A 21,475-nucleotide genomic window follows, 5' to 3' on the forward strand; every position below is an offset into this window, starting at 1 on the left:
CTACCGTATCACCTGCTTTGACTGCACCACTGTTAGCACCGTTAGATTGCAAGGTCCAGCCTTTGTCCAGTTCTGCCAGCGCATCTCCAACATTGCCGGTATCTGTACCATTGATGTTATAGGTCGGACTGGAAACAGTGCCGTCCGGATTTACGTGGAACCCCCACCTAGCGCATCTGCCACGCTTTGTGCATTATTTGCCAACTGGCTTCCGTTGATCGCATCTTTCGAATCTGGATTGATATCGCCATCGGCAACTTGGTAACTTTATTACCTGCTGCATCAATACCTGACTTGGTCACACTTGGTCCACCGGCAATGGTCACACCATCGGTGTTCATCACGGTATCGCCTGCAGTGACACTATTCACGTTAGGTCTTTGGCCAGTTCAATTGCGACTTTGCCGTCTTGAACTTTGGTCGTGATATTTTCATCCGCACCCACCACATCAACAGCTTCGCCCAGTTTCTTCTGAACAGTAGTACCGTCTTGTGCAGTAATGCCAAAGCCCTTGTCGGTTAAGTCTTGGCTAGCTTGGTTGAGTTGATCTACGTTAACTGCATCAGTCCCTGCAACACCCGGTCCTACATTGCTGATGGTCGTGCCCGCAGCATCTATACCTGACTTGGTCACGCTTGGCCCACCGGTAATGGTCATGCCGTCATTGTTGATCACGGTATCACCCGCAGTGACGCTATCCACTTTCAGGTCACGGTTCAGGCTGTACTTGATGTCATTGCCTTCTTTCGCGACTTGTAGGTTTTCTTCGCCGTCTGCCGTGCCGATATCTACCGTATCACCTGCTTTGACTGCACCACTGTTAGCACCGTTAGATTGCAAGGTCCAGCCTTTGTCCAGTTCTGCCAGCGCATCTCCAACATTGCCAGTATCTGTACCATTGATGTTATAGGTCGGACTGGAAACAGTGCCTGTGCTTGGGTCATAGGTTGAACCCCCACCCAATGCATCAGCGGTAGTTTGACCTAGCTGATCAACACCATCCTGTACACTTCTTAATTGGCTGACATTCACTGCATCGGTGTCTGCTGCACCTGCAGAAACATTCTGGATACGACGCTCATTGCCAGCTGTACCCACTGAAACCACCGAGTTCGAGGCTGCCGTACCCGTGCGGTAAGCTGTACCTGTTGCCGTCGAAGTTTGGCTACCTGCCCCCAATGCTACATCATCGGCATTGGTGGCTACAGCATTTGAACCTAATGCCAAACCATTCGCTGCTTGTGCATTGGCAGTATCACCTAAGGCCACTGCCCCTGCTGCCGCAGCGGTTGAAGCGTTACCTAACGCAACCGAACCTTGTCCAATCGCTTTGTTTTCATTACCTATCGCCACAGCACCATTGGCCGCAGTATTTCCAGCATCATCACCTGCCGCTGTGTTGTTCCGGCCCAAGGCTACGGTACCGTTACCATTGGCGGTGTTCGGGTCCCCCAGCGCTACCGCACCGTCACCTGTGGCTTTCTGGTCACGACCAATCGCCACTGCACCGCCTTCGCTTGAGGCAGCATTGGCCGTAGTACTGCCTGAACCCATCGCAACATTCTGGCCCGTAGCACCGGTACTCACACCATTACCCATTGCGATGTTATTGCTGCCTCCACTCGCGGTCGCTGCATTGAGGCCCATGGCAATATCATTATCGCCTTGTGCCTTCGCTTTATCACCGACCGCAACACTAGAAGTACCATTGGCATTGGCTTCATTGCCATAAGCCGCAGCATTGGCGCCAGTTGCCTGTGCCTGACGGCCGACCGCTGTCGTCTGATTTTCAGTCGCTTTCGCTCCTGTACCTAATGCAATTGCATCAGTTCCATCCGCATTGGCTGCAGTGTCAGGATCATAGTTCTCTACTGTGGAGGTACTACTCCCGATGGCAATACCACGCTCTCCTTTAGTTGTCGCAGAGTGCCCCATCGCAATACCGCTAGTTGCACCCACTGCTACCGTTGCAGTATTACCTTGCGCAATTGAATAATCAGCATCTGCCCAGGTACCACGCCCCATCGCAATTGATGTATTGCCCGATGCGCGGTTATTTACCCCGATAGCAACATTAGAGTTACCAATCGATATGTCGTTACCAATTCCCAAAGCGGTGTTATAGCCCTGACCAGAAGTCCAGTTTCCTTGACCAATCGCTACATTCTGGAAAGAGCCATCACCATCCGAGACATTTGAATTACCGATAACCGTAGCACCACCTGGGTTACTTACCTGGTTATTTCGGCCTACCGCAGTTGAAGCACCAGATAAACGATCTACTCCTGTTGGATAATCATTCGTACCTGTTCCACGACGGTTATTTAGTTGCTGCCTTAAAGTAATATCAGTTCCAGTAATGGTACTACCACAACCAATGGCTACGCCGCCATAGCCATTGACTGAGGCCTCACTTGATTCTCTACCACACTGCGAAGCAGTTGGTGACATGGCCATACTGTCACCCCTCCTGTTGTTGGAAACTGTTCCTCCGTCAGTATTGGTTGCAGCAAATGCACCGGTACTAAAGAGTACCGAGCTAATAGTTAAGGCTAAAAAAGTTTGAGTGGGTTTAAATTGTTGATCTTTTCTAGAATTTGAAGGAAAAGAGGCAGTAGTATTTACATCAGCAGTTGATGTTACATTACGTTTTTTTGTTACGCCCCTCGCATTTTCTGAAACCACAGTCCATAAACTTAGACTTTTATTCCAGACTAAACGGTATATTTTATTCATCTGTTAAGTGCCTATAAAGTAAGTTTAGCACAATTAATCTAAACTTCGCAGTCTGGGAACAACTTAACAATTGAGACTTAATTTTAACAATTAATACTTATTTTAAAAAAAAAACTCTTACCATTCCCCAAAAGAATAATAAAAAACAATTTAGCACATATTAATAAACATTAAGGGACTTTGATTCTAAAAAAATACAACCGTACAAAAAGCTCATGTATATATGCTATAGATCAATATTTTATATTTGCCATGAAAAAACAGTTACTTAACGTCCATAATGATTATTTAAAATTATTGGTAGCAACTGCTGCTAAGTTTGGAATTCCCCAAAGTGAAATCATTCGAAGTTGTCAAATTCCACTCTCCTTCCTCACGGACATCAACTCCAATGATCGTTTAAATTTTGATATCTGGACTGAATTTGTTGGACGTATTCTGGAGCTTTTGCCAGATCGCGGCCTGGGCTATCAATTTGGCTTTAATTGCAAAATTACTACGCACGGCGCATTAGGTTTTGCGCTATTAACTAACAGTACCATTGGTCAGGTTTTAAATGACTTACAGAATTATTATAGTATGCGTGTTCACAAAATGGACTTATTAATATTCAATAAAAACAATAAAATTATTATCAGATTTAATCCCTTATATCAATTATCCAGCCAATTAAATGAATTTCAAAAAGATAGTATTAATAAGTTTTTTATCGAAAGTGCGATTATTGACATTGTAACCAACTTACAATTGATCACCAATTATAACCTGACAGGTATAAGTATTGATATTGCTTGGGATTCACCGAAATATCATCATTTTTATGAAAAACGTTTGCCTGCTTTCAACTTCAATAAAGATTTTAATCAGATCAGCTTTGATATTAAATGTTTAGATCTACCTCTGACTTTTAGTTCAACCGCCGCTTATACAATTGCCAAAGAACTAATGAATAAGGAATATTTATTTTATCAGGACCAAGACAATAAGATTATCTTAAAAGTAAACCAGCAACTAAAATTTATTCCAGGTTTAGGTTTTCCAACTTTAAGCGATGTAGCTAAAAAACTAAAGATTTCGGAAAGAACCTTAAAAAGAGAGCTTGCTGGTGCCAACACTACATTTTCGGCTTTACTTCAATCAAAAAAATTTGAAATTACCAGAAAACTCATCGATTCAAATCGCAACATTCAGGAAATCTCGGATTTGCTCGGCTATAGCCACATCAGTGCATTTTCTAGGGCATTTATTGGCTGGACCGGGAAAAATCCCAGTGACTATATCCGGGAACAACGTATTGCAATCAAACAGTATTATCTCAAACATAGTAAAATCTAGATCTTGCTATTAACCATTTTAAAACGTCAAATACTTTATTTTTAAATATTCTCAATAAAAATATTTTAAAGAATAAAAAATAATATTTTTTAAATTAACTCATCCTCCTCAGTTGCAGTTTCTCCAGAGTAACTGAGGCATTTTGTTTATGATCATAGCTTTTATAAAAAATGATTATAATAATCAACAAATGTTTTATGTTCAGATATACATTTTCCGACATGCTAATTGAACTTTTTAATTCAAAGCTTTTGAATATGCTAGTAATCTTTATAGTTTTTTGCCTTAAGCCTAATACACAGTGGTTAGACTCTGATTGATCTTCATTAAAATTGATCATTTTGGTATGTAAGTTAAGCAAATGAGTCACTGAGCTATACGTATTTTTCTTCTAATATGCCGCTATCCAATAGTGCAACACCTTAACGTTTTAGGTTCAAAATGATTCAATTGCCAAGAGCGAAACGACCTCTCATCATGACTCAAGCGGTGCAACGCATTTTGAATAGTCGCAGGCGTCAGCAAGCCCAGCATATTCTGGCAAATGCTGTAGATCGTGTCTTCCGTGGCCAACAGTTGGCCCTGTCAGGCAAGACTCCTTTCGAAATCGTCTATCAGCGTGAAATTATCAGTCTGCGTCATTACAGCACTGACCGTAGCGTCATAAAACACCGGATTCCTTTGGTCATTGTGCCGCCACTTGCAGCCAATATGCTGATTTATGATTTATTCCCAACTCGTAGTCTGGTCCGTTATTTTCTGGCACAAGGCTTTGACGTTTATCTGATTGACTGGGGTACGCCTAGTTTGCGACAGGCCCGGTATAATCTCGGCACCTATGTCAAAACCTTTATGCCCGACTTTATTGAAAAAATTCGCCAGCACAGTGGTCAGCAGCATCTTTCCCTGTATGGCTGGAGTTTAGGTGGTGCACTTTCCCTGTGTTATACCTCACTGTTTAAAGATAAAAATATTCAGAATATGGTGATTCTAGCTTCGCCGATTAACACCCATAAATCAGGCTATATGGGCAAGTTTTATCAGAAGCTGACCGCACCGGCACAATGGATCCGCAGCAATACCAAATTCCGGATTTATCAAGTGCCAAGCCGGGTTTTCCATATCCACGGCTGGCAAAATACGCTGGGCTTTAAACTCACCGATCCGATTGGTAACTTTAAGAATTACTGGGAACTGCTCAAAAACCTGAATGACCGCCAGTTTGTGATCAATCACGCCACTTCAAGTTCTTTTGTTGACAATATGCTGGCCTATCCAGGCGGCGTCATGCGCGATATCATTTTACGCTTCTGGATTGATAATGAACTTTCCACTGGAACGGTGAAATTCGGGGAACAAACGGCGAATCTAAAAGACATTGATTGTTCTGTGCTGGCGGTGGGCGGCAGTACCGATATCATTGTCACTGCCGAGGCAGTACGCCCGCTGATGGATTTGATTAGCAGTACCGATAAACAGTTTGAAATTGTTCCTGGCGGGCATATGGGATTGGTTTCAGGCAATCAGGCACCGCATTCTGTCTGGCCAGTGGTGACCCAGTGGTTAGCGCAACGTTCGGATTAAAAAAAATTCTGCAAGATCAGGCTGCAAGGTTTTAATAAACTGAGCAGCCCATCATTGATTCAGGCAAAATGTTGTTGGCGATGCAGCACCAGACTTTCGACGTTGACCGGTGTACCTAGCAGGTAGCCTTGTAACTGATGGCAGCCTAAGCTGGTCAGAATATCGGCCTGTTGTTGGGTCTCTACCCCTTCTGCGGTCACGATCAAACCCAGCTTTGCGGCCAGATGGATAATGCTTTCCAATATCGCTTCTTCTTTGGAATTAGGCTGCAGATCGATGAGAAAACCGCGGTCAATTTTAAGCTCATCCACCGGTAAATCTTTTAAATACAGGAAACTGGAATAGCCTGTCCCGAAATCATCAATGGCAATGCGGATGCCGAGTTTGCGCAAACGTTCTAAGGTGCGGATACTGGAATCGATATGATGCATCGCGGTCGATTCGGTAATTTCAAGAATTAAATGATGGGGCTGGATCTGATACTGTTCTAACAGTTGTTCCAGTACGCTAAACAGCTTTTTATTTTCAAACTGCAGTGCAGACAGATTGACGGCTATCGGGTAGAAGGCACTGTTATTTTGTTCCCATTTCTGGATTTGCTGGCAGGCTTGTTCGAGCGCCCAATAGCCCATCGGAATAATCAAACCGGTTTTTTCTGCGCCATCGATAAACATTTGCGGTGTTAATAATCCCAGCGTTGGATGCTTCCAGCGAATCAGGGCTTCGACACCGCAGACTTCATAACTGGCGGTAAATTTGGGCTGGTAAAACAATACAAATTGCTGTTCATCGACCGCTTTATAAAGATCATTAATCAATTTGGACTGACTGCGCACATCCTGCTGATCGGACATGGAATGGAACATGGTATAGGTATTGCGGCCCTGCTCTTTCGAGATCAGCATCGCGACATCGGCATTGATCAAAATGTCCTGCACATTGGTGCCATGTTCTGGATACATGGCAATCCCGACACTGGCAGAGATATTGATATCTTTGGTCGCAATTAAATAGGTTTCCTGAATGTAGTGCAGGAGATTTTCTGCAAGCTGCATCGCTTCATTGATATCGGTATTTTCGGCAATGAGAACAAACTCATCGCCACCAATCCGGAACAGCTTATGGCGGCTATTGTCTAATTTATTATGGAGACGGTTTGCCATCTGGATCAGCAACTGGTCACCGATATGATGCCCAAAAGCATCATTCACAGACTTGAAACGGTCTAAGTCGATATAGAGAAATGCTGCTTTTTGGTCGTGTAAACGATGGTGGCTAAACACCACTTCAGCATAATCTGTGAGGAACAAACGGTTCGGTAATTTTGTCAGCGCATCATGTAGCGACTGGGTAGCCAGCTCTTTATTCATCTTTGTGAGCTGTTCATTGCGCTCTTCCAGACGCGCTTCTAGCACTGCGACCGCGAAACCTGCGACAAAAACCAGACTGGTAATAAAAATAATGGTAAACAGTAAAACACTTTGTTGAGTCTGGTCCGAGGTCAGGACTTGCGCCAGGCTTTCATCAAAGTAGGTGGCTGCCATGCCGGTATAATGCATTCCGACAATACTGAATGCCATCAGGATAGCAACAGTTGCTTTAAGTAAAGTACGGTATTTTATTGCATTTTTATATTTAAAAATAAAGAAGAAACTTAAGCCCGAACCACTAATCGCAATCAGCACCGAGCAGATCACCAGCAGAGGGTCATAATGCATCCGGTGGTGTTCAACCATTAATGCCAGCATGCCGGTGTAATGCATGCCTGATATCCCGAGGCCCATAAAAACAGCGCCAAGTACGAGACGAGGTAAAGGCAAGGTCGGCCTAGAAGTGAGCCATACCGCAAAAATGGAAGCCACAGCACCGACCAGATAGGACAGTATGGTTAAACTCACATCAAAACGATACCCTTCTGGCAAATGGCTAGCCAGCATTCCCACAAAGTGCATTGACCATATCGCTAATCCTAAGATTAAGCCACTCGCCACTAAAATGCTTTTTTCAAATTTTTTATAAGCAACTTTAAAAACGAGTTCTTCCATTGAAACTGCCGCATAGCATGTCGCTATTGCAACCAAAATGGAAACGATGACCAATGTGCTATCGTAATCAACGTGAACCATAAAGGACTTCCATGATTATTCAGTACTTTTTTTTATTTGATGAGCAAAAATGCTCGAAATCCGAACGACCTTCTACACTCAAAAAAGCGATGAATTTGACATTCATAAACTTTCCTTAACAATAGCATCATCTGGCATAAGGTCAAGTCCTTTTCACTTTATAAATCAATAGAATAAAAGCAGGTGAACATTTCAAACCGATGAAAAGCCTTGTTTTTTATTTCTACTTTTTAATTGAAAATTTAATTTATTTTTACTAACGCTTTTTGCAGGGCACTTTTTGGGTTTGCAACTGTTTTTAAATCGCCCAGATTCCGCAAAATCTTAAGGCATTATCGTGCTGGAGCATGGTTAAACTTTCTCATAAAAATGCTTAAATCTCAAACTGCATTCATCTGATTTTTTACTTCGGATGCAACACCTGTCATTTACATCGCATAAAAAAAGTCCTTGCATAAACAAGGGCTTTTTAAAGATTAAACTAGAACTTAGTTTTTCTCTTTATCTACAATCTTGTTCGCTTGAATCCTGAGTAAGGTTTAAGAAAGTATTACTTTCTTCTTACGCAAGGAGCAGGGAAATAGAAAAGCATGAGAAGCAGCGCTTCGTAAGACCCCTACGCAAGAGAGAAGCTATGCTTCGCTAACGTACGTAACATTAGGATTTTCCATAAAAAAACCCTTGAATAAACAAGGGTCTTTATTTGACTTAGAAAAAATTAGTTCTTTTCTTTGTCTACGATTTTGTTTGCTTGAATCCAAGGCATCATCGCACGTAACTTGTTACCTGTTACTTCGATACCATGTGCTGCGTTTTGACGACGGCGAGCAGTCATCGATGGATAGTTCAACGCACCTTCCTGAATGAACATCTTCGCATATTCACCAGACTGAATGCGTTTCAATGCATTACGCATTGCTTCACGAGACTGTTCGTTGATCACTTCAGTACCAGTCACATATTCACCATATTCTGCATTGTTCGATACAGAATAGTTCATGTCAGCGATACCGCCTTCGAACATCAAGTCAACGATTAACTTAAGTTCGTGCAAGCATTCGAAGTAAGCCATTTCTGGTGCATAACCCGCTTCAACCAAAGTTTCGAAGCCCATTTTAACCAGTTCAACTGCACCACCACAAAGAACAGCTTGCTCACCGAACAAGTCAGTTTCAGTTTCTTCACGGAAAGAAGTTTCGATAATACCGGTACGACCACCACCTACGCCTGAAGCATAAGAAAGTGCAACGTTACGTGCATTACCAGAAGCATCTTGATGGATCGCGATTAAGTCAGGAACACCTGAACCACGTTGGTATTCAGAACGTACAGTGTGACCAGGTGCTTTCGGTGCAACCATGATTACGTCTAAGTCTTTACGTGGAACAACTTGGTTATAAAGAATAGAGAAACCATGCGCAAATGCTAAAGTTGCACCTTCTTTGATGTTTGGTTCAATCACGTCACGATAAAGTTGAGATTGGAACTCATCTGGAGTCAGGATCATGACCAAGTCAGCTTGCGCTACAGCAGCTGGAACTTCAGATACTTTAAGACCAGAATTTTCAGCTTTTTTCCAAGATGCTGAACCGGCACGTAAACCAACAGTTACGTCTACGCCAGAGTCTTTCAAGTTAAGTGCATGTGCATGACCTTGAGAACCATAACCAATGATTGCAACTTTCTTGCCTTGGATGATAGATAAGTCACAGTCTTTATCGTAAAAAATTTGCATCTGTTTTCTCCATGAAAACTTTAAAAATATGTTGGGTATTTCCCCCTCACCCTAACCCTCACTTGCGCTTCGTTTTAAAGCAGTGCTTTAAATCTCGCTCAGGAGAGGGAACTCCTTCTCCCTCTGGGAGAAGGTTGGGATGAGGGTTTTAAAAAACTTAAATTGTTAAAACTTTTTCGCCACGTGCGATACCAGATACACCAGAACGCACCACTTCAAGGATGGTGTTTTCTGCCAGTGCATCAATAAAACCATCAATCTTGTCCGTTGTACCTGCGATCTGAATGGTATAGGTCGTCGGTGTAACATCTACGATTTGCGCACGGAAGATGTCAGCTGTACGTTTAATTTCTGCTCGCGCAGCACCCAATGCCTTGACCTTGATCAGCATCAATTCACGTTCAATATGTGAACCTTCAGATAAATCAACCACTTTTACCACTTCAACCAGTTTGTTGAGTTGTTTGGTGATCTGCTCAATCTTGTGATCATCACCATAGGTGGTTAAGGTCAACCGCGATAAGGTTTCATCTTCGGTTGGCGCAACATTCAGTGTCTCAATGTTGTAATTACGTTGAGAAAACAATCCCACCAAACGAGAAAGCGCACCCGCCTCGTTTTCAACGAGTACAGAAATAATATGTCTCATTATGTACGCTCCCCTTTACCTAACCACATATCCTTCATGGACTGACCAGCAACCAGCATCGGGTAGACATGTTCAGTACGGTCAACCATGACATTAATGAATACACATTTATCATTAATCGCCATCGCTTCAGCTAATTTAGATTCCAGCTCATCTGCGTGGTTAATCTGAATGCCAACGTGACCATAAGCTTCCATTAACTTGGCAAAGTCAGGTAATGAATCTACATAAGAACTTGAATGACGTCCTTCATAGTTCATGTCCTGCCACTGTTTCACCATACCCAGTGCCTGGTTATTCAAGCACAGGATTTTTACATTCAGACCATATTGCTTACAGGTCGATAATTCCTGGATACACATCTGGATTGATGCTTCACCAGTAATACATACTACCTGCTGGTCAGGGAATGCAAGCTTTGCAGCCATCGCATACGGCAAGCCAACACCCATGGTGCCCAAGCCGCCCGAGTTGATCCATTGGCGTGGACGTTTGTATTTGTAGTAGTTGGCACCAAACATTTGATGCTGACCAACGTCAGAAGTAATAATCGCTTCACCATTGGTCACGCGATCCAGTGCTTCAACCACCTGTTGTGGCTTCATGACACCGTTCTGGCCTGCTTCATAACGCAAGCCATGAACTTTGCGCCATTCATTAATCTGAGACCACCATTCTGCAATTGCTTCAGGGTTTGGCTTTGAAACATTCATCTGTTTCAACTGCGCGAGCATTTCCTGAAGTACCGGCTCTACTGCACCCACGATCGGGATGTGCGCCATAATGGTCTTGGAAATGGTTGCAGGGTCTACATCAATATGAATCACTTTCGCATTGGTACAGAATTTTGCAGGGTTATTGGTTACACGGTCATCGAAACGCGCACCAATGGCCAGAATTACATCGGCATTATGCATCGCCATATTGGCTTCATAGGTACCATGCATGCCCAACATGCCCACGAACTGTGGATCATTGCCCGGGAAAGCACCAAGGCCCATCAGGGTGTTGGTTACTGGATAGCCAAGTAAATGTGCCAGCTCAGTCAATAGGCCAGACGCATTGCCCTGAACCACACCACCACCGGTATAAATGATCGGGCGTTTTGCAGAAATCAGTTCATCAATCGCTTTACGGATTTGACCTGAATGACCACGTGAAGGCGGCTGATATGAACGCATCTTCACTTTTTCAGGATATTCGTAGGCAAATTTTTCTGCCGGATTGGTGGCATCCTTTGGAATATCAACCACAACCGGACCCGGACGGCCAGAGGCAGCAATATAGAATGCTTTCTTGATAATGGCAGGAATTTCGCTAGCGTGACGCACCTGGAAACTGTGTTTTACGATTGGGCGAGAAATACCGACCATATCCGTTTCCTGAAACGCATCTTCTCCAATCAGATGGCTGGCAACCTGACCAGACAGAATCACCATCGGGATTGAGTCCATGTAGGCTGTAGCAATTGGAGTGACGGTATTGGTCGCGCCTGGTCCTGAAGTGACCAGTACTACACCAGTTTTACCCGTGACGCGTGAGTAGGCATCTGCCATATGACCAGCAGCTTGCTCATGACGAACGAGGTAATGGTTAATTTTGTCTTGTTGAAATAGCGCATCGTAAATATGTAATACAGCGCCGCCTGGATACCCAAAAACATGCTCTACGCCTTCGTCCGCGAGGGCACGAACGAGCATTTCACCACCAGATAAAAGTTCCAACGTGATTCACCCTAGTGTTAGCACAATTTATGGGAGACATAAATTGTGTGTTATTCATTAACTTTTGCACTTCTTATAAGTGTGCGTATTCTACTCGTTTTTGCTGTAATAGGAAAAATTTTCTGAGACTCATCAGCCGTATAAACTTGATGACATCTCGAATCAAAATATGCTGGGATAAGCACATTTCAAAAAATCATTCTCTCGGCTAGAAAGAATGTCCATTACAAGCCATGACATTTATTCGAAGGGTGATCAAATAAGCGCATATAAAACTTAAGAAAGCATTCTTGTTTCTTTCATAAGCAAAGTCAAGAACAAAGAAAAGGTTTTTAACGAATATTTTTTAGCTGTTGTTTTTTTAAACACATTTCACGAAATAATTTGGTCTTTTTAAAGTGCCTTTTGTCAAAAAACTGTTTTCTTTTTAAGGAAAAATAGGCATTGTAAACAGCTCAGTTCAGCATTTTGATCGAATATAAACAGCATTCTCTTGGGGAGATCAAATATGACATCATCTTATTTAAAATCAAGCTTATATGCACTATCAACAACAGCCCTATTACTGTGCTCCAGCCACAATCAGGCCCAGCAATATTATAAATGGATGGATGCCAAGGGCTCGACCCATTACACCACCACGCCACCACCGAAAGGTGCCAAACGACTGGATAAAGTTTCGACTTATGGCAGTAGTCATTCGGTGAAACAGAATCCATCTCAGCAGGATAATGCAACGACTAGCCCGAATACTGCACCCCAAGTACCTCAAGTTGAACCCGAAGTACCCGCCAATAGCGCCAAACCACAAACGCCACCAGCAAACGCCCCGCAATCTGCCTATTAAACGGCGTGGCGATCTGCACGCTGGCCTGAAGCTGGCGACGCTTGCAGATAAAATCCCGATCTAAAAACTGACATTTCCTGCAATTTTGCGCTATGCTGTGCAGCAATCTTAACTTTACTTTTTTGTTGTATCGCATATCCCTATGACGACTTCTCACATTGACTCCGAATATCAAGCAAGTGCCATTGAGCCTCAAGTTCAACAAGACTGGGACAATCGCAAAGTTTTTAAAGTTGCAGACACTGTAGAGGGTAAACATCGCTATATCCTGTCGATGTTCCCTTACCCAAGTGGCAAGCTGCACATGGGGCATGTGCGTAACTACACCATTGGTGACGTGATCAGCCGTTTTTATCGTTTAAAAGGCGAGACTGTCCTCCAGCCAATGGGTTGGGATGCGTTTGGTTTGCCTGCTGAAAATGCAGCGATTGCACATCAGGTTGCGCCGGCCAAATGGACCTTTGAAAACATCGCCTATATGCGTGACCAATTAAAAAAATTGGGCTTGTCTGTCGATTGGGATCGCGAATTTGCAACCTGTACCCCAGAGTATTATCACTGGGAACAATGGTTATTCGTACAGCTTTATAAAAAAGGCTTGATCTATCGTAAGCTTTCAACCGTGAACTGGGATCCGGTCGACCAGACTGTTCTTGCCAATGAACAAGTTGAAAATGGTCGTGGCTGGCGTTCAGGTGCATTGGTGGAAAAACGCGATATTCCAATGTATTACTTCCGCATTACCGACTATGCACAAGAATTATTAGACGATCTCGATACCTTGCAAGACGGCTGGCCGCAACAGGTCTTGACCATGCAACGTAACTGGATTGGCCGTTCGACGGGGATGGAAATCACCTTCCCGTCTGCCAATACTGAAATCTATGCTGACGGCTTAACGGTTTATACAACGCGTGCTGACACACTTATGGGTGTGACATACGTTGCGGTTGCAGCAGAGCACCCGCTCGCGCTGAAAGCTGCTGCCCTCCAATCAGAAGCAGGCAACCCTGAATTGGCTGCATTTATTGAAGAATGCCGCATGGGTTCAGTGGCAGAAGCGGATTTAGCCACTGCTGAAAAGAAAGGCATGGCAACAGGTTTGTTCGTAAAACACCCTGTAACGGGTGAAGAGCTTCCAGTCTGGATCGCAAATTACGTATTAATGTCTTATGGTTCTGGCGCTGTAATGGCGGTTCCAGCACATGACGAACGTGACTTTGAATTTGCAAACAAGTTCAATTTGCCAATTAAGCAAGTGATTGATGCCAAAGGTGCTGACGATGCAGATTATTCTGCAACTGAATGGCAAGAGTGGTATGGCTCGAAAGAAGGCAAACTGGTTAACTCTGGTGAGTTTGACGGTTTAGCATTCCAAGCGGCTTTCGATGCATTCCTCGCAAAATTAGAACCACAAGCTTTGGCAAATGCTAAAGTTCAATTCCGTTTACGTGACTGGGGTGTCTCTCGTCAACGTTACTGGGGTTGTCCGATCCCGATGATCAACTGTAACAGTTGTGGTCAGGTGCCAGTTCCAGAAGATCAATTGCCAGTAGTATTACCGACTGATGTCGTTCCAGATGGTTCTGGTAACCCATTGAATAAAATGCCTGAGTTCTATGAAACCAAATGTCCAAGCTGTGGCGGCGATGCACGTCGTGAAACAGATACATTGGATACTTTCGTAGAATCATCTTGGTACTATGCACGCTACGCCTCTCCAGACTTTACTGGCGGTATGGTCAAACCTGAAGCAGCTCAAAACTGGCTTCCTGTGAACCAATATATCGGTGGTGTAGAGCACGCAATTCTGCACTTACTTTATGCACGTTTCTTCCATAAATTGATGCGTGATGAAGGCGTAGTACAAGGTAACGAACCATTTACTAACTTGTTAACACAAGGCATGGTTTTGGCCGACACCTTCTACCGTGAAGCTGAGAATGGCAAGAAAACTTGGTTTAACCCTGCTGACATCGAATTAGAACGTGACGAAAAAGGTCGTATCCTGTCTGCAAAATATTCAGGTGATGGTCAGGAAGTTGTGATCGGCGGACAAGAAAAAATGTCCAAGTCGAAAAACAATGGTATTGATCCACAAGCGATTATTGATCAATACGGTGCAGATACAGCACGTGTCTTCATGATGTTTGCTGCACCGCCAGATCAATCATTGGAATGGTCAGATGCAGGTGTAGAAGGCGCAAACCGTTTCTTGAAACGTGTATGGCGTTTAGCGGCAGGCTTCCTTGAAAAAGGCAATCAAGCGACTACGATTGATACTGCAAACCTTTCTAAAGATGCACAGGATTTACGTCGTAAAACCCATGAAACCATCCAGAAAGTGGGTGATGACATCGAACGTCGTCATGCCTTCAATACCGCAATTGCAGCCTTGATGGAATTACTCAATGCCAGCAACAAGTTTGAAGCGAAAGATGATAATGATGCCGCTGTCGCACGTGAAGCGATTACCACGCTCCTCACCTTGCTTGCACCGTTTGCACCACACTTAAGTCAAACCTTATTGACCCAGTTTGGTCTGGAACTGACTACGGTTGAATTCCCGCAAGTGGATGAGTCGGCATTAACCCGTAATACACAAACGATTGTTGTACAAGTGAATGGTAAACTTCGTGGTAAGTTAGACGTCGCAGTTGATATGTCTAAAGATGACTTATTGGCGCTGGCAAAAGCTTTACCAGAAGTGCAACAATTCTTGACCGGTCCGACCAAGAAAGAAATTGTGGTACCAAATAAACTCGTTAATTTAGTGGTTTAAACGCCCTTTTAACCTCTCTTTGTAAAAAGAGAGGTTCCCTCAATTGAAAAGAGGGCTGAGGGAAGATGAATAAATAGAGGAATCAATATGCACTTAGCGCAACGTGCAGCTGCTATCGTTCTCACTTTAGGCCTAAGTGCAGGCTTAGTCGGCTGTGGCTTTCATTTAAAAGGAAGTAACCCAACAGCAGCGCCGCTGGTCTATAACAAGCTGTCTTTAGCCTTGCCTGCCAATACCGGTGAACTTGAAAACCGACTCAGTATTTACCTCAGTGCAACCGGCGTACAACTCAGCAATGCCAATGATGCCTATGTGCTGCGCATTCTGGATTACACTCCTCGTCGTCAGCTCCTCAACGGTAAACTCACCGAAGTATTACTGCGTTTGACCGTGACCTTCCAGATCGAAGATCGTCAAGGCCGTAAAATTACCGAACCGCGTACGCTCACCGCGTCTCGTACTTACCAGTACGATGTGGCAACGGTAAACACCGATAACCAGCAAGAAGCGTATCTGAACCGTATTGTGATTGATGATGTGGCGCAGCAGATCACACGTCAAATTGCGGCCAACCGTTTACCTAAAGCCCAGCCATAATCACGCCTTATGAAACTGGATTATGTTCAAGCCTTAAAACGTGTCAATGAAGCTCGCGGTGCATGGATCATGCACGGACAAGAACCGCTGCTTGAACAAAACCTGCTGGATGCATTTCGTAAAAGCTGGCAACAACAAGAAGTTGAACGCCAGCGTTACGACATCAGTAGTGTCAATGACTGGAAAAATGTCTTTAATGCACTGAATAGCCTGTCCCTGTTCTCTCAACAACTGGCAATTGAAGTGCATGGCAATATCAAACCGGATGCCAATGGCTTAAAACAGCTTAAAAGCTATATTCAACATAATGAACACAACCTGCTGTTGATCGTTCTGCCCAAACAGGACAGTAGCAGTTTAAAGTCAGCTTTTTTTCAGGTGGTTGAAGCCAATGGTGTGGTGGTACCGCTTACCGCAACCTATCCGCAAGACCGGCAGCGTATCCTCGCTATTGAAGCAGAAAAGCTCAATATCCAGCTCAATAATGATGCCTGGCAATGGCTGATGCAGCATCATGAACATAATTTGCTGGCAGCCAAAAATAGCTTGATGCGGGTTGCGGATACGTTCCCTGACATTCAACAGATCCAGATTGAACAGCTGTATGCCTGCTTGCAGGATCAATCGCGTTATACCACTTATGATTTAAGTAATGCGCTACTTGCAGGCAATCTAGCTCAATCGGTGAAGATTTATCAGTACCTGATTGCTGCGGGCGAACCGGACAGCCTGATTTTGTGGACGCTGAGCAAAGAAATGCGCTTATTGATGCAGCTGTTCGAGCAACCACACAATGCGATTCAGCTCGGCATCTGGAAAACCAAGGTGTCGCAATATCAACAGGCTTTACGTCGCCTGAATCCGAGACAGTTTTTAAACTGGCCTGATTTATTATTACGGATTGACGCATCGATTAAAGGCATGTCAAAAGAGAATGCCGAACACCTGATGCTACAGGCCTTGAGTGAACTGTGTGGAACAACGCTATTTGCCCAACCCGCTTAAAACCAGATAATCCATCTCATCATCATAACAACAGGCATTCACATGTCTTTTCAACTCGATCCCCGTCAAACTGAACATATAAAAAATCTGTTTAAATCAGCGGATAGCCTGATCATTAGTGCAGGTGCAGGCATGGGTGTCGATTCTGGTCTGCCCGACTTTCGTGGTAATCAGGGCATGTGGCAAGCTTATCCTGAACTCGGTAAGCAGCGTCTCGATTTTACTGAAATTGCCAATCCAGCCGCGTTTCAATGGCAGCCCCGTCTGGCTTGGGGATTTTATGGACATCGCCTGGCTCTGTATCGGCAAACCCTCCCCCATCAAGGCTTCCATCTCTTTAGACAATTGGCTGAACAGTTGCAACTGCCCTATTTTGTATTTACGTCCAATGTAGACGGACAATTTCAAAAAGCAGGTTTTGATCCACAATACATTTATGAATGTCATGGTTCTATTCACCATCTACAATGTCTTGCAGCCTGTGAATCCGATATCTGGCCAGCAGATGAATTAACCCCAGCAATTGATTATCAGCATTGCCAATGGCAGGGACAACTGCCACGCTGCCCGCACTGCGGCCATCTTGCTCGCCCAAATATCCTGATGTTTAATGATGATACGTGGCTCAGCCAGCGTCAAAAACAACAGATGCATCGTCTCACGACTTTTTTAGAAGATCATCATCAACCTGTTGTGATCGAATTGGGCGCAGGTACGGCGATACCAACCGTGCGTTATTTTAGCGAGTGTTTTGCTCCCCGCCTGATTCGAATTAATCCCAGAGAATTTGCCTTACCCTCAACAGGTGGCGTTGCCCTGCCCATCAATGCTGAAGCAGGTATGCACAGTATTTATCAGATTTTTATAGAATAACTCAGCAGAAAAAAAGAAAATAATTCTCATTCCAGATTAAAAATATTCACGCTTTATCCTTATTTCACTTTTATACTAGCTGCAGTTTCTTACTTTTGACCTGTTGCCATGCCAAAAACAACCACTAAAAAAATCCAGCCTCGTAAACTCATCCTGATTGCACTCGCTGTGCTGATCATCGCTGCACTCGGATGGATGTTCTTTAAGCCTAAAGCTCAAGCACCGCAATATATCAGTGCCGAAGTTTCTCGCGGAGATATTGAAGACTCGGTATTGGCAACGGGGGTACTCGAAGCTACCAAGATGGTGAGCGTGGGTGCACAGGTATCAGGTCAGGTGAAAAAGATGTATGTCCAGTTAGGTGACCAGGTTAAACAAGGTCAGCTGATCGCACAAATTGATTCAATCCGTCAGGAAAATGAAAAGAAAACTGCCGAAGCCAACATCAAAAATCAACAGGCACAACTGGCTGTACAACAGGCCAATCTGGCCAAAGTTGAAGCCGAATATAAGCGTCAACAGGCCATGTACAGTCAAGATGCGACCTCTCGTGCTGAACTGGAAGCGGCTTTGGCAAACTTTAAAACGGCGCAAGCTCAAATTGCATCGATCAATGCACAGATTGAACAGTCTCGCTTAACGCTTGCAACAGCTAAAGAAGATTTAGGCTACACCCGTATTGTGGCACCGATGGACGGGACCATTGTGGCAATCGTGACTGAAGAAGGTCAGACCGTAAACGCCAATCAAACGGCGCCAACCATTGTGAAACTGGCAAAGCTCGACACCATGACCATTAAGGCACAGATTTCTGAGGCCGATGTCATGAAAGTTGAAAAAGGCCAAACCGTTTATTTCACCACTTTAGGTAACAGCGACAAGAAACATTACGCGAAATTGCGTCAGGTTGAACCAGCGCCAAACTCGATCAATACCGAAACCACCAGCAGTAACAGTTCATCGACTTCGAATGCAGCGGTGTACTACAACGCATTATTTGATGTACCGAATGAAGATGGCAAACTTCGTATTGATATGACGGCTCAGGTTTACATCGTGCTTGCTGATGCCAAAAATGCCTTAACCATTCCAGCCGCAGCGATCCAGACTCAACGTGGTAATCGTAGTGCCAAGGGGGGTCAAGGTAATCGATCATCAGAACAGTCGAAAAAAACCGATGCTGACAAAGCGCAACGTCCAAAACGCCTTGAACTGAGTGAAGAAGAAAAGGCGCTTGTTGCACAAGGTAAAGCGTCTACCGGTATGGTTCGTGTGTTACAGGCCGATGGTTCAGCCCAGCCACAACCGGTGTTGATCGGTTTAAACAACCGTGTCACCGCCCAAGTGCTGAAAGGCTTGAAACAAGGTGATCAGGTGGTGATTGCCGATGCCTCCGACAGTTCAAATGAAGCGGCAAAACGTAGCAGCCAACGTGCAATGAGAATGTAATATGACGCAACATCAAACACATTCATCACAGCCCCTGCTTGAGGTCAGCAACCTCACCCGTGAGTTTCCGGCGGGTGAAGGTACTGTGCAGATCCTGAAAGGCATCGACCTCAAGATTTATGCAGGTGAACTGGTTGCAATTGTCGGGCAGTCCGGTTCAGGTAAGTCGACCCTGATGAATATTCTCGGCTGTCTGGATAAACCTACCGCAGGCAGCTATCAGGTCAATGGTCGTGAAACACGCCAGCTAGAGCCAGATGAACTGGCCCAATTACGCCGTGAATATTTTGGCTTTATTTTTCAGCGCTATCATTTACTTGGCGATTTAAGTGCCTCAGGTAACGTTGAAGTTCCTGCCATTTATGCAGGCGTCGACAGTCATCTGCGGCAGCAACGCTCTGCTGAATTGTTGTCTGAGCTAGGACTTGAAGAACGCTTACATCATCGACCAAGCCAGCTTTCAGGTGGTCAGCAGCAACGTGTCTCTATCGCCCGTGCCTTAATGAACGGCGGTGATGTGATTCTGGCCGATGAACCGACAGGCGCACTGGATAAGAACAGTGGTATTGAGGTAATGCGCATTTTGCGTGAGCTGAATGCCAAAGGTCATACCATTATTCTGGTTACACACGATCTGAATGTGGCAAAAAATGCCACCCGTATTATCGAGATTAGTGACGGTAATATTATTTCAGACCGTGCCAATGTGCCGGAACTTGCCGATCAAGATTTAGAACATCAGACCCTGCAACGGACTCCACAGAAGAAAACCTCAGCCTGGCGTTCTTTCTTTGACCGTCTCGGTGAGGCATTCCGTATGGCCTTACTCGCCATGAATGCGCACCGGATGCGAACCTTCCTGACCATGCTCGGGATCATTATCGGGATTGCCTCCGTGGTCTCGGTCGTGGCACTGGGTAACGGCTCACAAAAACAGATTCTGGAAAATATCAGCAGTCTCGGGACCAATACCATCACCGTCTATCAAGGGCGTGGTTTTGGTGATAACTCGCGGACCTCACAAGCCAAAACGCTGGTACCAGCCGATGCCGAAGCCTTGGCTGAACAGCCCTATGTCGATGGGGTCAGCCCGTCAGCCAATACCAGTCTGACGCTGCGTTATAAAGATACTGAAGCCGCAGCGACTGTGAATGGGGTCAGCTCGGATTTCTTCTATGTCCGCGGTATGACCTTTAAATCTGGCCAGCCTTTTGATAAGGCCAGCGTGACCCAACGTGCCCAAGATGTGGTGATTGATACCAATACTGAAAAGACCTTCTTTGCAGATGGTACCAACCCTGTCGGTCAGGTGCTGTTATTAGGTAGTGTACCAAGTCGAATTATCGGCGTGATTGATGCGCAACAAGGCTTTATGGGAAATTCAGACAGCCTGAACGTGTATCTGCCCTACTCGACGGTGATGAGCCGTATGCTGGGTCAATCCAATGTGCGTAGCATCATTGTGCGTATTAAAGACGAATATCCAAGTAGTGCTGCCGAAAATGCAATCTTGACCTTGCTGGAACAGCGTCACGGCGCACAGGATGTATTTACCCAGAACTCGGACAGTATTCGTGAAACTATTCAGCAAACCACAGCCACCATGACCTTGCTGATTTCAGCAATTGCGGTCATTTCTTTGGTGGTGGGTGGTATTGGCGTGATGAATATCATGCTGGTCTCTGTAACCGAACGGACCCAGGAAATCGGGGTACGTATGGCGGTCGGTGCGCGACAAAGCGATATTTTGCAGCAATTCCTGATTGAGGCCATTCTGGTGTGTTTATTGGGTGGTATTTTGGGTGTACTGCTCTCTTTAGGAATTGGACAGATTATTGGTCACTTTGCCAAAGGTGTGATTGAAATGAGTTATTCAACCACCTCGATTGTGGCAGCGTTTGTCTGCTCAAGTCTGATTGGTATTGTATTTGGCTTCTTGCCAGCACGAAATGCGGCACAACTCGACCCGGTTGCGGCTTTAGCGAGAGAATAACCAGCAAAAAATTGATCTCAGGAACAAGATACTCGGGAA

General features: G+C 44.7%; 13 protein-coding genes and 1 pseudogene. 9 read left to right on the forward strand and 5 right to left on the reverse strand.

What is annotated here, in order from left to right; all coding sequences use genetic code 11:
• Positions 1-2,737: pseudogene (locus tag ACINWC323_RS0118575) on the reverse strand (ESPR-type extended signal peptide-containing protein); the annotation flags it as partial.
• 252 nt (positions 2,738-2,989) lie between these two features.
• Here ACINWC323_RS0118575 and ACINWC323_RS18565 point away from each other — a divergent pair.
• Together ACINWC323_RS18565 and ACINWC323_RS18560 are read left to right on the forward strand one after the other, a co-directional pair.
• Positions 2,990-4,072, forward strand: a complete 1,083-nt coding sequence (locus ACINWC323_RS18565) for a helix-turn-helix domain-containing protein (protein ID WP_009506130.1) — start codon at positions 2,990-2,992, stop codon at positions 4,070-4,072.
• A gap of 441 nt (positions 4,073-4,513) precedes the next feature.
• A complete protein-coding gene (locus ACINWC323_RS18560) occupies positions 4,514-5,656 on the forward strand; it encodes an alpha/beta fold hydrolase (RefSeq protein ID WP_009506147.1) in 1,143 nt (380 codons plus the stop codon).
• A 59-nt stretch (positions 5,657-5,715) separates the two neighbouring features.
• Here the strand turns inward: ACINWC323_RS18560 and ACINWC323_RS18555 are convergent, their stop codons facing one another.
• The 4 genes from ACINWC323_RS18555 to ACINWC323_RS18540 form a co-directional block, all read right to left on the reverse strand.
• A complete protein-coding gene (locus ACINWC323_RS18555) occupies positions 5,716-7,782 on the reverse strand; it encodes a putative bifunctional diguanylate cyclase/phosphodiesterase (protein ID WP_005228621.1) in 2,067 nt (688 codons plus the stop codon).
• Between the two features lie 718 nt (positions 7,783-8,500).
• Positions 8,501-9,517 (reverse strand): ketol-acid reductoisomerase, encoded by a 1,017-nt coding sequence (gene ilvC / locus ACINWC323_RS18550; protein WP_004659026.1) that lies wholly within the window; start codon positions 9,515-9,517, stop codon positions 8,501-8,503.
• 157 nt (positions 9,518-9,674) lie between these two features.
• Complete coding sequence (ilvN, locus tag ACINWC323_RS18545; protein ID WP_004804329.1) at positions 9,675-10,166, reverse strand: acetolactate synthase small subunit; 492 nt, start codon at positions 10,164-10,166, stop codon at positions 9,675-9,677.
• A complete protein-coding gene (locus ACINWC323_RS18540; RefSeq protein WP_005228620.1) occupies positions 10,166-11,890 on the reverse strand; it encodes an acetolactate synthase 3 large subunit in 1,725 nt (574 codons plus the stop codon). Before ACINWC323_RS18540 ends, ilvN begins: the two co-directional genes overlap by 1 nt.
• A 508-nt stretch (positions 11,891-12,398) precedes the next feature.
• On the opposite strand from ACINWC323_RS18540, the gene ACINWC323_RS18535 reads away from it, so the two are divergent.
• From ACINWC323_RS18535 to ACINWC323_RS18505, 7 genes are all read left to right on the forward strand, one after another.
• Entirely contained in the window at positions 12,399-12,737 is a 339-nt protein-coding gene (locus tag ACINWC323_RS18535) for a DUF4124 domain-containing protein (protein ID WP_009506093.1), read from the forward strand.
• A 142-nt stretch (positions 12,738-12,879) separates the two neighbouring features.
• Positions 12,880-15,519 (forward strand): leucine--tRNA ligase, encoded by a 2,640-nt coding sequence (gene leuS / locus ACINWC323_RS18530; protein ID WP_009506104.1) that lies wholly within the window; start codon positions 12,880-12,882, stop codon positions 15,517-15,519.
• Between the two features lie 87 nt (positions 15,520-15,606).
• Positions 15,607-16,116, forward strand: coding sequence for an LPS-assembly lipoprotein LptE (locus tag ACINWC323_RS18525; protein WP_005228615.1), 510 nt, complete (start codon positions 15,607-15,609; stop codon positions 16,114-16,116).
• Between the two features lie 9 nt (positions 16,117-16,125).
• Positions 16,126-17,121 (forward strand): DNA polymerase III subunit delta, encoded by a 996-nt coding sequence (holA, locus tag ACINWC323_RS18520; RefSeq protein WP_009506132.1) that lies wholly within the window; start codon positions 16,126-16,128, stop codon positions 17,119-17,121.
• Between the two features lie 42 nt (positions 17,122-17,163).
• Complete coding sequence (locus ACINWC323_RS18515) at positions 17,164-17,994, forward strand: SIR2 family NAD-dependent protein deacylase (RefSeq protein WP_009506096.1); 831 nt, start codon at positions 17,164-17,166, stop codon at positions 17,992-17,994.
• A 108-nt stretch (positions 17,995-18,102) separates the two neighbouring features.
• Entirely contained in the window at positions 18,103-19,443 is a 1,341-nt protein-coding gene (locus tag ACINWC323_RS18510) for an efflux RND transporter periplasmic adaptor subunit (RefSeq protein ID WP_009506149.1), read from the forward strand.
• 1 nt (position 19,444) lies between these two features.
• Positions 19,445-21,436 carry a MacB family efflux pump subunit gene (locus ACINWC323_RS18505; RefSeq protein WP_009506092.1) on the forward strand — a complete coding sequence of 664 codons (1,992 nt, stop codon included), beginning with the start codon at positions 19,445-19,447 and terminating at the stop codon, positions 21,434-21,436.
• Positions 21,437-21,475 lie beyond the last annotated feature (39 nt).

It is taken from the genome of Acinetobacter sp. WC-323 (assembly GCF_000314615.1).
GTDB classification, from domain to species: domain Bacteria; phylum Pseudomonadota; class Gammaproteobacteria; order Pseudomonadales; family Moraxellaceae; genus Acinetobacter; species Acinetobacter courvalinii.

Bases quoted from the DNA above. Each gene is read 5' to 3' on its own strand.
- ACINWC323_RS18515 (WP_009506096.1), top strand. From the start codon at position 17,164: ATGTCTTTTCAACTCGATCCCCGTCAAACTGAACATATAAAAAATCTG.
- ilvN (WP_004804329.1), bottom strand. From the start codon at position 10,166: ATGAGACATATTATTTCTGTACTCGTTGAAAACGAGGCGGGTGCGCTT.
- ACINWC323_RS18510 (WP_009506149.1), top strand. From the start codon at position 18,103: ATGCCAAAAACAACCACTAAAAAAATCCAGCCTCGTAAACTCATCCTG.
- ilvC (WP_004659026.1), bottom strand. From the start codon at position 9,517: ATGCAAATTTTTTACGATAAAGACTGTGACTTATCTATCATCCAAGGC.
- ACINWC323_RS18505 (WP_009506092.1), top strand. From the start codon at position 19,445: ATGACGCAACATCAAACACATTCATCACAGCCCCTGCTTGAGGTCAGC.
- ACINWC323_RS18525 (WP_005228615.1), top strand. From the start codon at position 15,607: ATGCACTTAGCGCAACGTGCAGCTGCTATCGTTCTCACTTTAGGCCTA.
- holA (WP_009506132.1), top strand. From the start codon at position 16,126: ATGAAACTGGATTATGTTCAAGCCTTAAAACGTGTCAATGAAGCTCGC.
- ACINWC323_RS18555 (WP_005228621.1), bottom strand. From the start codon at position 7,782: ATGGTTCACGTTGATTACGATAGCACATTGGTCATCGTTTCCATTTTG.
- ACINWC323_RS18560 (WP_009506147.1), top strand. From the start codon at position 4,514: ATGATTCAATTGCCAAGAGCGAAACGACCTCTCATCATGACTCAAGCG.
- ACINWC323_RS18565 (WP_009506130.1), top strand. From the start codon at position 2,990: ATGAAAAAACAGTTACTTAACGTCCATAATGATTATTTAAAATTATTG.
- ACINWC323_RS18535 (WP_009506093.1), top strand. From the start codon at position 12,399: ATGACATCATCTTATTTAAAATCAAGCTTATATGCACTATCAACAACA.
- leuS (WP_009506104.1), top strand. From the start codon at position 12,880: ATGACGACTTCTCACATTGACTCCGAATATCAAGCAAGTGCCATTGAG.